The organism is Streptococcus australis (genome assembly GCF_015553625.1).
In the GTDB taxonomy this organism is placed as follows: Bacteria; Bacillota; Bacilli; order Lactobacillales; family Streptococcaceae; genus Streptococcus; species Streptococcus australis_B.
In genome coordinates, this window is record NZ_JADNGY010000009.1 from 30650 (window position 1) to 44265 (window position 13616).

At 44.9% G+C, this 13616-nt stretch carries 12 protein-coding genes; all 12 read right to left on the reverse strand.

Annotation, left to right across the window (positions count from 1 at the left end; translation table 11 throughout):
* The 12 genes from I2D56_RS08125 to I2D56_RS08180 all read right to left on the reverse strand — a co-directional run bounded on the left by I2D56_RS08125 (window position 1) and on the right by I2D56_RS08180 (window position 13609).
* On the reverse strand, window positions 1-675 hold the full coding sequence (locus I2D56_RS08125; RefSeq protein ID WP_195348326.1) for a methylase: 675 nt from the start codon (window positions 673-675) through the stop codon (window positions 1-3).
* Window positions 676-791: 116 nt separating this feature from the next.
* A complete protein-coding gene (locus tag I2D56_RS08130; protein WP_195348327.1) occupies window positions 792-1157 on the reverse strand; it encodes a TIGR02328 family protein in 366 nt (121 codons plus the stop codon).
* Window positions 1158-1535, reverse strand: coding sequence for a YbgA family protein (locus I2D56_RS08135; RefSeq protein ID WP_195348328.1), 378 nt, complete (start codon window positions 1533-1535; stop codon window positions 1158-1160).
* Between the two features lie 506 nt (window positions 1536-2041).
* Window positions 2042-3910 carry an ABC transporter ATP-binding protein gene (locus I2D56_RS08140; protein ID WP_195348329.1) on the reverse strand — a complete coding sequence of 623 codons (1869 nt, stop codon included), beginning with the start codon at window positions 3908-3910 and terminating at the stop codon, window positions 2042-2044.
* Entirely contained in the window at window positions 3900-5648 is a 1749-nt protein-coding gene (locus tag I2D56_RS08145) for an ABC transporter ATP-binding protein (protein ID WP_195348330.1), read from the reverse strand. Before I2D56_RS08145 ends, I2D56_RS08140 begins: the two co-directional genes overlap by 11 nt.
* Before the next feature lie 253 nt (window positions 5649-5901).
* Complete coding sequence (locus tag I2D56_RS08150; protein ID WP_195348331.1) at window positions 5902-7668, reverse strand: glycerophosphoryl diester phosphodiesterase membrane domain-containing protein; 1767 nt, start codon at window positions 7666-7668, stop codon at window positions 5902-5904.
* Between the two features lie 262 nt (window positions 7669-7930).
* Window positions 7931-9076 (reverse strand): FtsX-like permease family protein, encoded by a 1146-nt coding sequence (locus I2D56_RS08155; protein ID WP_195348332.1) that lies wholly within the window; start codon window positions 9074-9076, stop codon window positions 7931-7933.
* Window positions 9077-9079: 3 nt separating this feature from the next.
* Window positions 9080-9760, reverse strand: a complete 681-nt coding sequence (locus tag I2D56_RS08160; protein ID WP_195348333.1) for an ABC transporter ATP-binding protein — start codon at window positions 9758-9760, stop codon at window positions 9080-9082.
* On the reverse strand, window positions 9757-10332 hold the full coding sequence (locus I2D56_RS08165) for a TetR/AcrR family transcriptional regulator (protein WP_195348334.1): 576 nt from the start codon (window positions 10330-10332) through the stop codon (window positions 9757-9759). Before I2D56_RS08165 ends, I2D56_RS08160 begins: the two co-directional genes overlap by 4 nt.
* A gap of 145 nt (window positions 10333-10477) precedes the next feature.
* Complete coding sequence (locus I2D56_RS08170; protein ID WP_195348335.1) at window positions 10478-11401, reverse strand: aldo/keto reductase; 924 nt, start codon at window positions 11399-11401, stop codon at window positions 10478-10480.
* A gap of 103 nt (window positions 11402-11504) precedes the next feature.
* Window positions 11505-12719, reverse strand: a complete 1215-nt coding sequence (locus I2D56_RS08175; RefSeq protein WP_195348336.1) for an ABC transporter permease — start codon at window positions 12717-12719, stop codon at window positions 11505-11507.
* Window positions 12716-13609, reverse strand: a complete 894-nt coding sequence (locus I2D56_RS08180; protein ID WP_195348337.1) for an ABC transporter ATP-binding protein — start codon at window positions 13607-13609, stop codon at window positions 12716-12718. The genes I2D56_RS08175 and I2D56_RS08180 overlap by 4 nt, the downstream gene beginning before the upstream one ends.
* Window positions 13610-13616 lie beyond the last annotated feature (7 nt).

The following is a 13616-nucleotide window of genomic DNA, read 5'->3' on the forward strand; positions in this document are numbered from 1 at the left end:
TTAATCTCCCAATGTATATACTTTTTTAATAACTACTTTCTTCGTATTGGCAATGCTAAAGTCTTCATCGAACTCTTCAAAGAGGCTTAATTGTCCCTCAACAACCCTATCCTCACCATCAATATTTTCACCAAAAAGTTCAGCAAAAGCAAATCGCTTTTCTTCAACAAGACTAGGGTGTCCTTTTACTCGCATCCACTCACTAAACATAATAAGTTCATTTGAATCAGGGTGTCGCTTTGTCAAAGTATTTCCTCTTACAATATTCTTTTTGATTAGGTAATGAGCTGATTTATAGATATCAGTATTGCTACCCAATCTCTCACCAAAAGAGTCTTCATACCAATCTAGATAGCGCAAAAACATTCTTGACCTAGCAACTTCAAGGTTATCTTCTAAAAATTCAATTCCGTAAATTGAAGCTATTGCAAAAAGAGATTTAGTTTTCCAATTTTTCTTGTCATAATTCCTAGTAACAGCAGAGAGTTTTCTTTCAAGTATGGCCTCTAAAAAATTCCCATCTCCTGCTGATGGTTCCAAAAAAGTCGCATAAATATCTTCTGTTTTTTCCCTTACCCCAGGAGTATCTAGCATCTTTTGTACCATCCACGATGGTGTAAAAACTTCACCATGTTTTTGAACACGATGTTTAGACTTTATAAGTTCTTCAGTCATAATTCCCTCCGTGATATCTCCTATTATTATAGCATGTTTGGGAAAGAAATTAACGCTTTCAAAGCATTTTGTTTGGATTTGGCGCAAAAAACGAACCTGGTCTGGTCCGTTTTTTCTTAGTCTAATTGAATCCCTTTTTCTGCTAGATTGTCCAGGCATTCTTTAAGATAGGTGTTCTGATGTTCAGGATAGATAGGGGTGCTCAAGCCTTCTTCTTCCAGCTCTGGGTAGGCTGGGCAGGTCTTGCCTCGGTAGGTCGGCTCCCACCACTCTGGACTTACCTTGTAACCACGAGCCGTCATCTCCTCCATGATCAGGCGGTGATAGGCATAGAGGCGATAGGGCGAGTAGTCAAAGACATAGTTGACCGTCGCGTGCTTCTTGCCCCAGCCATTGCCTCGAAGGGCGCAGCATTCCCGGTGTTGGCCCAGGAGCTGGGGACGAGGGAGTTTGGGAATCAAGTCTTGGTGCCAGAGTCTCATCTATTGACCTCCTAGTAGCGTCGAGTCTTGTAAGTAGCGATTAGGGTAGCGCTCAAGGAGAGTTTGAATCCCCTTGATAAGATCCACTTGCTGGGCCTGGCCATGCTGGTACTTCTCAAGTAGCAACATGAAGCCCGCCTTTTCGTTTGCAGTCGCCTGCTTTTTGAAATAGCCCCAGATATGCTGGAAGGCATTGGAGACCTGGCCACGATTTTCCGGCAAGGCCAGCGCTTGCTGAATCAGGTCCTCGACGTGACTGACCTCAACCTGGTCTTGCTTGAGGTATTCCCGGATCTCCTTGTAAATGTTGCTGGAATGACTCAGCACCAGGTATTTATTTTTCGCCCATAGGACTTGGCAGTGATGTTTTTGATCCACTCGTGTCTCCTTTTGATCTTCTCTATCAATAGTCCTCCCATTATACCATGGAAATGAGTGAAGTCATAAAAAAAGCGGACCTATTCGGCCCGTTTTTTCTTTCCGCTTTATCTATCAAAGGGAGGCTTTAACTGTTCTAGACTGAGATTAGAAAATAAAGAGCGAAGGAGCTCAAATCGAATTGAACACGGGCTGCGGATTGTGTCAAAAGCGCAAAATACATTAGTACTATATCCAAGACAGAGTAGCTGATTGAATTCTTCTCTCGCCTTTTAGCTTGAAAGAATCCTAATCAGCCTTGTGGGGGCAGGACAACGAAGCAATCCCATACAACAGTGCTTCTGTCCTGCTCCCTATTTTGACTTTATCCGCAGGCGCCCTTTGTATCTTGATTTAGTCATGGAACTTCTTCGAAGTTCGCTGACGTCCGATCTCACCTAAGGAAAGTTTCAAAGACAACATTATCCATAAGTAAAAAGTCTGAGAAAAGCTCAGACTTTTTTGTATTAATCAATTTCAAGGCCACCGGTGTAGAGGCGGTAATAAGTCCCACGTTCTGCCATCAAGGAAGCGTGGTTGCCTCGCTCGATGATGCGTCCCTTGTCCATGACCATGATCACATCCGAGTTGACGATGGTTGAGAGACGGTGGGCGATGACAAAGACAGTCCGTCCTGCCATCAGGCGATCCATCCCCTCTTGGACCATCTTCTCTGTCCGTGAGTCGATTGAGGAAGTTGCTTCATCAAGGATTAAGACTGGCGCATTAGCCAAGGCTGCACGCGCAATAGCGATCAGCTGACGTTGACCGTTAGAGAGACCAGCTCCATCATCGTTCAAGACGGTATCGTATCCTTGGTCCAAATGTTTGACGAAGGAATCCACATTGGCAATGCGGGCTGCTTCCAGGATCTCCTCCCGGGTCGCATCTGATCGACCATAGGCGATATTTTCTGCGATAGTTCCAGTAAAGAGGTGGGTATCCTGCAAGACAATCCCTAGCGAACGACGGAGCGAATCTTTCTCGATCAGCTTCACATCGATCCCATCATAGGTGATAGATCCTGATTGGATATCGTAGAAACGATTGATCAAGTTGGTAATGGTAGTCTTCCCTGCTCCTGTCGCGCCGACAAAGGCCACCTTTTGCCCCTTGTCCGCGTAGAGGTTAATATCGTAGAGGATTTGGTTCTTATCATTGTAGGAGAAGTCTACATTTGTAAAGACGACATTTCCGACCAGTTTGACCAGTTCGTAGTCGCCGTTTTCCCGAGGGTGTTTCCAAGCCCAGAGATTGGTCTTCTTATCAGTGATGACCATGCGACCATCGACCTCTTCATAGTTGACCAAGGTGACTTTCCCTTCATCCACTTCGACTTCTTCATCCAAGAGATCAAAGATCCGATCTCCCCCAGCAAGAGCCATGAGGACAAAGTTCAACTGTTGCGATACTTGGGTGATTGGTCCGTTGAAGGAACGGTTGAGCTGGAGGAAGGCCATGAGCCCACCAATGGTGAGGCCACTGATACCATTCAAGGCGAAGATCCCTCCGACCAATGAAGTCAAGACGAAGGAGACATTTCCCAGGTTCCCCAAGACAGGCATCAAGACATTGGCATAGCGGTTGGCTTGATAAGATGATTCAAAGAGTTGGTCATTGATCCGCTCAAAGGCTTCGATGCTTTCCTCTTCGTGGACAAAGGCTTTGACTACCTTTTGACCTGACATCATCTCTTCGATAAAGCCATTTTCAATCCCTAAGTTCTTTTGTTGGTCAGCGAAATAGCGACCAGACTTTCCAGAGATCTCCTTGATGACATAGGCCATGACTCCGACCATCGAAAGAACGAGAAGGAAAAGGAGAGGGCTGATCATGATCATGCTGACGGCTACACCGATGATGGTGATGGCAGACTGCAGGAGCTGCGGGATGGACTGCTCGATTGCTTGGCGAAGAGCGTCAATATCATTGGTATAGATCGACATGATATCCCCGTGCTGGTGGGTATCAAAGTACTTGACAGGGAGCTTCTGCATACGAGCAAAGAGCTGATTCCGTAGAGAGCGCAGGACATCCTGAGACACTGTCGCCATAATGAGGGAGAAGCCATAGTTGGCCAAAACTCCCACCACTCCAATCACAGCCAGTGTTGATAAGAAAGTTAAGAGGGGTCCAAAATCCTTGCTTCCTGAATCCAACATGGGTTGGATGTATTGGTCTACCAAGGCTCGGATAGAGGACGTAATATAGACCGTAGAGAGGGAGGCTGTCACGATGAGGGCAGCTGCTAGGAGAAGAACAAACTTATATTGCTTCCACATATAGTCTAGCAAGCGTACCAGAGAGCCCCAGCTAGCTTTTTTCTTATTCTTCATCTGCTTGTCCTCCTTTCCCTTGGGTTTGCATGTCATAGACTTCACGGTAGATGGCATTGCTCTCGATCAGTTCTTGGTGACTACCAATCGCATCGATCTTCCCATCATTCATGACCACGATTCGATCTGCATCTTGGATAGAAGATATCCGTTGGCCAATGATGATTTTGGTGGTGTCCTTGAGACTAGTCGCTAGACCTTGACGGATCAGACTATCCGTTTTGGTATCGACAGCTGAGGTCGAATCATCCAAGATCAAGATTTTTGGATTCATCAAGAGAGCGCGGGCGATACAGAGGCGTTGGCGCTGACCACCTGAGACATTGGCACCACCACGTTCAATCATGGTATCATAGCCATCCTTAAAGTTCTGGATAAATTCATCCGCTTGAGCGATCTTACAAGCTTCTATGATTTCTTCATCCGTCGCGTTCTTATTCCCCCAGCGCATGTTTTCCTTGATGGTACCAGAGAAAAGGACATTGGTCTGAAGCACCATGGCAACTTGCTTGCGCAAATGGTCTAGATCATAGTTTCGCACATCCTGACCAGCGACCTTGACGCTACCAGACTCCACATCATAGAGACGAGGGATGAGCTGGACCAGGCTAGACTTACCAGAACCAGTCCCTCCAAGGATTCCGATCACTTCTCCCGAGCGAATGCTGAGGTTGATATCGGACAAGACATGGGCCTTGTCGCCATTTTCGTCCGTGTAGGCGAAGTCTACATGGTCGAAGGTAATGGATCCATCTGCTACTTCTGTCAGACCATTCTCCGGAGAGACGATGGTTGACTCTGTTCCAAGGACTTCATTGATCCGCTCTACAGATGCCATAGAGATCGAGAGCATCACGAAGATCATCATAAACATCATGAGGGACATAAGGATGGTCATGACATAGGCAAACATAGAAGTCAGCTCACCAGTGGTAAAGCTTCCACCCACGATGAGATGTGCCCCAATCCAAGAAATCAAGATAAAGGAAGCATACAAGGAGAGCATCATGGCTGGACTACTCAAAATCACGATGCGAATAGCCTTCATGAACATGTTGTAGATCAAGCGAGAAGCTTTCTTAAACTTGACCGTCTCTTCTTCTTCCTTGACATAGGACTTGACCACGCGCATGTTGGTGATGTTTTCCTGAATGCTATTGTTCAAGTTATCATAGGCATCAAAGACCTTGGTAAAGAGTGGATAGACGATCTTAGTGATCACACCCAAGACCAGACCCAAGAAGATAGTAATCCCTATAAAGATACTAGCCATTTGCGGATTGATCAAGTAGCTGGCAACAATGGCAAAGATCAGATTGAGAGGTGCCCGCACACAGATCCGGATCACCATCTGATAGGAGTTCTGCACATTGGTCACATCCGTCATCATCCGGGTTACCAGACCACCTGAAGAGAAACTATCGATGTTTTCGAAGGAGAAGGTTTGGATTTTCTTGAAGATTGCCTTCCGTAGATTCTTGGCAAAACCTGCTGATGCAAAAGCCCCGTAGCGAGCCGACTGCATCCCACAGAAAAGAGAGAGAAAGGCAAAGACCAACATGAGGAGACCATAGGTAAGAACAGTGGTCATATCCCCCTTCTGAACCCCCTTGTCCAGAAGCGTCGCCATAATGAATGGAATAGAAATCTCAAACATGACCTCAAAGACCATATAGAGTGAGGCTAAAATTGAGGGTTTCTTGTATTCCTTGATTTCAGCAATCAATGACTGAAGCATAGATACCTCCTAAAATACTAGTTAGTAAAGTTTTCTTTAGCAAGACGTCCATTTCCGAACAAAGAAACAGTTCCTCGGTCTGAAAGGATTGCACCTACAAAAGAAAGCTATAGAAAGAGAAAGCGCCCTGACAGCGTTACTGTAGGGACGACTTTCATTATTCATAACAGTTATTATAGCTTAACGATGGATAAAAATCAAACTTTTAGTCAGTCCTTACCAAATAGACTTACACTCTTCTGGAGACAAGTTCCTACTCTTCACTGGTACTGAGAGACACCAAGCTCAGGAAGCGATCAAAGTAGGTCTTGTTCTTCTTCAAGTTTTTCTTCAGGGTTTGCGCCGCTGCTACTTCATCCGTGATGATCCCATCAACCGGCCGTTGAAGGTAGGCCGTTAACTTTTGCTCATCATTGATGGTCCAGACATAGAGCTCTTTTTTCATCTCATGGGCCTGGGTTACCAAATCCTCCTGATAAGAAAAGTCTTCGATCGCAAAGAAGTCGACTGAGGCGTTTTCAAATTGACCAAACTGAATCGGAATGACATAACCGGTCTTAATCTCCGGAGCTTTCTTCTCCACCTTTTCCATCACCGACAGATCCAAGGACATGGTTGGATAGTCCTTTTCAACTCCCAACTCCTTCATTTTTTGGACGAAGAGATCTACATAATTCTCTGGTTCTGCACCGTGAGGCTTGAGCTCAACCAAGAGGGGCATCTTCAGCTCCTTGGCCCGGGTGACAAACTCCTCAAAGGAGGGGATATGACTGGTATGACCATCCTGTTGGATCTTCAATCCCTGTACCTCAGCCAACGTCATATCTTTGACATCCTTGTCCACTCCAGCCAAGCGTTTGAGATTGTAATCATGCATGACGACGAATTGATGGTCCTTGGTCAAGAGGATATCCATCTCGACATAGGAAGCCTTCTCCTTGGCAGCCGACTCGAGTGCTTCGAGAGAATTTTCTACACCCTTGGCCACATAGCCACGATGGGCTACGATTTTTACCTGGTCATTGACCTCTAAGGTCGCTAAGTCATATGCGGCCATCCCTGACTGAGCCAAGAGGAAAAGAAAGGTCAGGACAAAGAGTCCCTTCATCTTCCGAGAGCCCCGAGTCTTGATGACCGAACGACTTGGAGCTTCCCAACCATTGTCCAGGATGATTCCCAAGGTTCCCAGTTTAGACATGACAGAAAAGAGGAAAATGTAGAGGCGGATCAAGACCAAAAAGATAGTCTGCACCCAGATATGCTGGCCCGTTTTGTCCAGCTGACTAGACGCAAAGACCAGGCCAAGGATCAAGAGAATGCCCGTTACAGAGAGGATAAACTCAAAGGAGAAGATCCGCAAGATAAGTCGAACCCCACCTTTTTTAGTCATCTCCCAGCTCTTACGCATGGCAGCCCCAAAAAGCAACTCTTCAATCACGATATTGGGTACCGTATAGATGAGACGCAGATTGAGATAGATCAGAAGCAATTGAACTATGAAGAGACCGACGGTCCCAGTGGTCGTCTTGCTAAACTCCCCTGTGATAAAGTTCGGAATATAGAGACCGTCCGTCAGAGTAGAACCAATGAAGAGACCCGCTACAGGCAGAGTCAGAACCATATAAAAGAGAAAATGCAACAGATTCCAACCGCTAAAATCCTTTAAGCGACCAAAAGACTGGCGAAAGACCTTTTTAAAAGACAGGTGCTGATCCGTACGAGACAGATATATCAGGGCGATCATGGTCCGCATCTCCAGCATAAAGAGAAAAGCGAAGACGATGGCAAAGAGAATTAAAGCCACTAGACTCAATGGATTGGTCAAGGTCGTGAGGATATTGTTCTTGTCAATGTTGGACTCACCCGATAAGAGGAGGGCCAGTTGAAAGACCCAACTCAAGGCCGCAGCCCCTATACCAACCACAAACTGCAAAAGGATCCCCACAGAGATAAAGGACCATTTGTTGCGCCAGATTAAGTAAAAGGCCCCTTTCAGGTCCTGCCAATAACTCCGTTTCATGCTGTCTCTCTTTCCTTTCTTTTATTCCCCTAGAATAGCTGAAAAGCCTCTCCCTGTCAATCATTTATTACAAGCAAAAAAGGCTGGGACAAAAGTCCTAGCCTCTCAATTGTCTTTAGATTGTCGAGCAAGGCGCAGTGGTTGAGTGGGCTCTACTACGCTGATTTTATCAGCTTTTACAGCCCTACTCAACTGTGCGGAGGTGGGACGACGAAATCAAATTCTAACGAATTACCAATTTCTGTCCCACTCTCTTTTCTATTTATTCTGCTAAGAGCACTTCTTTGATGGTTTGTTTTTGGAGTTTTCTGTTGGATAGATAAAAGAGGCTTTCATAAATCACAGCAAAACCTATCAAGGTCCAAAAGCACACATTCCCATCAAAGTGATGCTCAATCTTTTCAGGAACCGTATCTTTGATCACACCGATCAAGATTTCCATGATGCCATATTGATAAGCTGTCCCAAGAACAAATCCTAAATAAGCCCAAAAACGATAGGGAGCGAGAATATGACCTTGGCATTCACGATTGGTGTAGCCAAAAGCCTTCATAAGAGCCAAGGTTTCACGACTTTCTGAGACCACAATCCCCAATGACAACAAGAGAATCGAGAAAGAAAGGATCAAACCAATCATAATCATCATGGTTTGGATGATGTCATCTGTGTAATCCTTGAGGCCAAAGGACAATTGAACCATGGCCGCAAAACACATGGAGCCAAAGACCACAAAAAACAAGATAGATTTTCTCCCCCATATCAGTGACGAAGACAGCTCTTTTAGGAAGGCCTTCTCTTTCTTGGGAGCCTTCTTTCTCCTTTTGACCTTGATCGGACTTGGAGACTTTTTCAATAAGCGAAGTGCCGGCGTTTGTAATTGTCTTCTAGCATAGCCAATCGCGAGAAGCATAAAAAATGTCGTTGGCAGGATCACCAAAGCAAGCAAGAGCTGCCAGTGAAAGTGAATGGTAATTTCTGGCAGGATCCCCTTCTCATTACGAAAGTCATAAAAATGTCCCATCATGAGAAAGGAAGCAAAATAGCCAAGAAGCGCTCCAGCCCCAAAACTGAGTCCAAAAGCCCAAAATCGTTTAGCTAACTGGCCATTGCTATAGCCCAAAGCCTTTAAAATTCCTAATTGTTCCTTGTGGTCATCGACAAATTGTTTGATATAAAAACACATGAGAAGGACCGACGTCAAGGACAAGACGACCCCACTGACCATGGCCACCATCCAAGAAAGCGAAACCTGGGCATCATAGTAGGTCTGAATCATGGGATTGGTTTTAGAAATCTCCAACTGCTCGATGTCCAGGTAAAAATTTAAGAAGAGATTGGACACAAAGACCGCACAAGCCCCAATGATACTGACGACAACTAATTTTCGAATATCTTTTACTGAAAACATGGCTTACCATCCAATCTCATAGACAGTCTGAGGCTGATCATTGGTCACAACTTCGGTAATCTTGCCACTATTGACACGAATAATGGTTCTAGCCATATCCGCAATATTTTGGTTGTGCGTCACCATGATGAGGGTAAAGCCCAGCTTTTCCTTCAGTTTCCAGATATAGTCGAGAATCTTGCGCCCTGTTTCTTCATCCAGAGCTCCCGTCGGCTCATCTAAGAAAAGAATCTCTGGCTTTTTGGCCAAGGCCCGAGCAATGGACACTCTCTGCTGTTCCCCACCCGACAATTCACTCGGATACTTGTCCAGCTTATCGCCAAGCCCCAAATCCTCGATGATCTGCAGAAAATCATGATTGTTTGCCAGGTCAGCTCCCATCTTTACATTTTGTCTAACCGTTAGATTCGGCAATAGATAATACTGCTGGAAAATAAAGGCAATCTTCTCCCGTCTAAAGGCTGTCAATTGAGCATCCGTGAGTTGCGATAAATCTTGTCCTTGAATAAGGATATGCCCCTCGTCTACCTTTTCTAAGCCTGATAACACATTTAAGAGAGTTGACTTGCCCGATCCAGAAGGACCAAGGATAACCATATCATCCTGGTCTTGAATCTGCAAATCAATCCCCTTTAAAACCTTGGTTTGGCCGTAACTTTTGTGAACATTTTCTAGTTGAATCATTTCTTTCCTACCATTTCTTTGATGAGAGATTGACAAACCTCTGTCAGTAATCCAATCACTTCTTCCATGCTGAACTGATAAATGCCAGAAGCAACCATTGAGGCCATCCCGTGCGAGTAGATAAATAGATGCTGGTACAAGCGACTAGCCTCCTCTACAGTCAAAGGATAGTCTGCGACAATCGAATCCAGAACCAATTGGTAACTATGATCCTTCATGGGAAGAAAATCTTGAAAGCGACGAATCGGCTCTTTGCTAGGATTTTGGAAAAGCAATTGAAAAAGTTGGGGCTCATTTGAGGCGAAAAGGATATAAGCAACCCCGACAGATCGAAAAGGCTTCTCATCTTCTAAGGCCTTACGAATATACTCCACCACGACCATCTCCGCCGCAGCAATAACCTCTGCTTGTAACTCAGCCATATTGGCAAATTGCCCAAAAATGACTCTCGGTGTGGCTCCCAGCTTCTCCGCTAATGCTCGAGCTGTCAAGCTAGCCATTCCCTCTTCTCTCACCAATTGTAAAGCTGTCCCAATGATAGCCTCTTTACTAAATTTAACCTTGGGTGGCATAAGACTCCTTTCACGCAACATACGTTGCGCAACACTTGTTGCATAAAGATTACCATAAAAAAGAAAGACTTGTCAAGAAAAAACTGAAAACCACAAAAAAAACCAGACCACCGATAAGAGTGGAATCTGGTTTACTAACAAGATTCTAAGGCAAATCATTTCCTGCCGCCAAATAGATTTGGTACCATTCCTTGCGAGTTAGGGTGACTGTTGCTGCTTTCCCTGCTTCAAGGACATGCTGGGGCTTGGTCGTTCCAATGACGGCCTGCATCTTACCTGGGTAGCGGAGGACCCAGGCAAGGGCGATAGCTGTCGGTGTGACCTGGTATTTTTTCGCTAAGTCATTGAGGACATGATTGAGAGCTGCAAACTCTTCTTTGCCCACAAAATTACCCTTGAAGTAGCCATGCTGGAGGACAGACCAAGCTTGAATCACCGTGTCGTTTAAGCGACAATACTCAAAGACACTGCCATCTCGCACGGCTGCTTTTGGGCCTTCCATATTGACATGAAAACCAGCTTCAAAGCTCGGTGTAAAGGCAGCACTCAACTGCAGCTGGTTGACCTTGAGTGGTTGTTTGACAGCCGTCTTAAGCAATTCCATCATCATGGGATTTTGATTGGACACCCCAAAATGACGGACCTTTCCCGCTTGCTCCAAGTGATCAAAAGCTTCCGCCACTTCTTCCGGCTCCATGAGGGCATCCGGTCGGTGAAGGAGGAGACTATCTAAGCGCTCGATCTGCAGACGCTCGAGGATACCGTCGACAGAGTCCGAAATATAGTCCTTAGAAAAATCAAAATAGGTAAAGCCATCTTTGCGAATCCCACACTTGGACTGGATCCACATCTGGTTCCGTAGATCCGGACGACGCTTGAGAACCTTCCCCAGCAGGACCTCACACTGGCCATCGCCATAGATATCCGCTAGGTCAAAGGTGTTAATTCCAATCGACAAGGCTGCTTCCACCAAGGCCTCCACCTCATCTTCACTCATCTGACTGATCCGCATCATCCCAAGGACAATCGTGGACAGACGCTCATTTTCAGCAAACTCAATATAGTTCATGTCCGCCTCCTTTTCATTCTACTTTCATTATAATGTAAAGAAGATCAAACAGCAATGATTTCACAAAGGAAAACACCTCCAGTATCTACTGAAGGTGTCTCTTTTAACGATAGCTCAAGGCTTTTTTAACTGTTTTGACCAAGCCTAGGTCATCTGTTTGTAAGATTAGGCTAGAATAGATTTTTCCAATGATCATGGTGCCGAGGAGCGTGAAGGCCAAGGCAATTCCGAATGAACCCCATGATTCAAGTCCACTTGCATAGCCATTGATGGTACGGAATGGCATGAAGAAGGTTGAAATGAATGGGACGTAAGATCCAATCTTCAATAGTGGGACATCTCCTGCGCTACCCAAGGTAGTCACTCCAAAGAATCCAACCATCACCAACATCATCAAAGGAGAGAGGGCCTTCCCTGTATCTTCAGGACGAGCAACTGTTGACCCTAGGAAAGCTGAGAGTACAACGTACATGAAGATTCCGAGAATGATAAAGAAGAAGGTATTCAAGGAAATAGATTGTCCAATATGTTGAGTAATAGGAGAGTCTGGAGATAAAATATCTTTCACAAGAGGAATGGAATCTCTAAAGATCCAAACGCCTCCCAAACCGACTGCATAGATACCAATATGGGTAAAAATCACTCCGAAAAGACCAATCATACGAGCATAGAAATAGTGAGTAGCGCGAATGCTTGAGAAGACCACTTCCATGATCTTGGTTCCTTTTTCACTAGCTACCTCTTGAGCAGTGATACTTGAATAAAAGATCAGAATCATATAGAGAAGAAAACCAATTCCTCCAGCTACCATGGTCTGCACCATTTTCAATCCTTCTTTTTTCTCATCAATTTTTTCAGTAAATGAGACCTGTTGAGAAAGGGCTGTTAACTGCTCTTGGCTTAAGTCTGCCTTAGAAACATTGAGCATTTGTTGGACCTGACTCAATTTTGCCATGACGATTGATTTGAAATCTGGCTTCATGGCATCCTCACTCTGGTAGCGAGCCTCTAGCTGGCCATCCTTTTCTTCAACTGTGAGGATACCTTTAATCTCTTCCTCTTTCATGGCCTTTTTAGCTGCTGCTTCATCCTTATAGTCAAAGGTCAAGCCATCGGTGTCTTTCAAGCCTTCCTTGACAGGAGCTTGATCTGTAATCAAGGCGATGTTGCTTTTAGCAGAGGTAGAAGAGCCAACGAAGTAGTTTATTCCGATGGTCAATCCAATGAAGAGAAAGGGAGAAAGGACCATCAGGAAAAAGCTCCATGATTTCACTTGGCGTAAATAAGTTTCTTTGATAACAATCAGCATCTGTTTCATACTTCTACTCCTGATTCTAATTTAAAGATTTCATCAATGGTTGGGGCTTGTTGGTCAAAGGTTGCTAGATAGCGACCCTTGGTCAACTGGTCAAAGAGGTCTGGACCTGCTGTCTCATCATCCAATACCAACTTCCATAGACCTTGCTTGGTCATGGTCACTTTAGTCACATGAGGCAAGGCTTCCAACTCCTCTTGACTGAAGTCATCGGATACGAAGAGACGAGTCTTGCCAAAGCTATTACGAACTTCTTGTACGGGACCTGAGAGAATCACAGATCCATCACGGATCATGACCAACTCATCACAGAGTTCTTCTACATTGGTCATGACGTGGTCTGAGAAGATAATGGTCGCACCACGTTCTTTTTCTTCAAAGATGACCTGTTTGAGGACTTCTGTATTAACAGGATCTAGTCCACTAAAAGGCTCATCTAGGATGATCAATTTTGGCTCATGGATCATAGTAATAATCAATTGAACCTTTTGCTGATTCCCTTTTGAGAGGCTCTTGATCTTATCGGTTAATTTCCCTTTTACTTGGAGTTTTTCCATCCAGATTGGAAGTTTCTCCTTGACCTCAGCTGTTGACATGCCTTTGAGATTGGCAAGGTAACGGACTTGCTCATAGATGGTCAACTTAGGCATGAGGCTCCGCTCTTCTGGCAGGTAACCAATTTCCTTATAGGTTTCTTGACTGATTGCTTTGCTATCCAATTGGATATCGCCACTGTATTCTAGGAAGCGGAGGATACTATGGAAGATGGTGGTCTTCCCTGCTCCGTTCTTCCCGATCAAACCTAAGATGGATCCTTTTTTCGCAGTCAAGTCAATGCCGAACAAGACTTGTTTTTTGCCAAAGCTCTTTTCTAAATTTCTGATTTCTAACATAGAAAAC

What these genes read in the sequence shown, in the direction of transcription:
- I2D56_RS08180 (WP_195348337.1), bottom strand. Translation starts at nt 13,609, where the DNA reads ATGTTAGAAATCAGAAATTTAGAAAAGAGCTTTGGCAAAAAACAAGTC.
- I2D56_RS08140 (WP_195348329.1), bottom strand. Translation starts at nt 3,910, where the DNA reads ATGAAGAATAAGAAAAAAGCTAGCTGGGGCTCTCTGGTACGCTTGCTA.
- I2D56_RS08160 (WP_195348333.1), bottom strand. Translation starts at nt 9,760, where the DNA reads ATGATTCAACTAGAAAATGTTCACAAAAGTTACGGCCAAACCAAGGTT.
- I2D56_RS08125 (WP_195348326.1), bottom strand. Translation starts at nt 675, where the DNA reads ATGACTGAAGAACTTATAAAGTCTAAACATCGTGTTCAAAAACATGGT.
- I2D56_RS08175 (WP_195348336.1), bottom strand. Translation starts at nt 12,719, where the DNA reads ATGAAACAGATGCTGATTGTTATCAAAGAAACTTATTTACGCCAAGTG.
- I2D56_RS08150 (WP_195348331.1), bottom strand. Translation starts at nt 7,668, where the DNA reads ATGAAACGGAGTTATTGGCAGGACCTGAAAGGGGCCTTTTACTTAATC.
- I2D56_RS08170 (WP_195348335.1), bottom strand. Translation starts at nt 11,401, where the DNA reads ATGAACTATATTGAGTTTGCTGAAAATGAGCGTCTGTCCACGATTGTC.
- I2D56_RS08145 (WP_195348330.1), bottom strand. Translation starts at nt 5,648, where the DNA reads ATGCTTCAGTCATTGATTGCTGAAATCAAGGAATACAAGAAACCCTCA.
- I2D56_RS08155 (WP_195348332.1), bottom strand. Translation starts at nt 9,076, where the DNA reads ATGTTTTCAGTAAAAGATATTCGAAAATTAGTTGTCGTCAGTATCATT.
- I2D56_RS08130 (WP_195348327.1), bottom strand. Translation starts at nt 1,157, where the DNA reads ATGAGACTCTGGCACCAAGACTTGATTCCCAAACTCCCTCGTCCCCAG.
- I2D56_RS08165 (WP_195348334.1), bottom strand. Translation starts at nt 10,332, where the DNA reads ATGCCACCCAAGGTTAAATTTAGTAAAGAGGCTATCATTGGGACAGCT.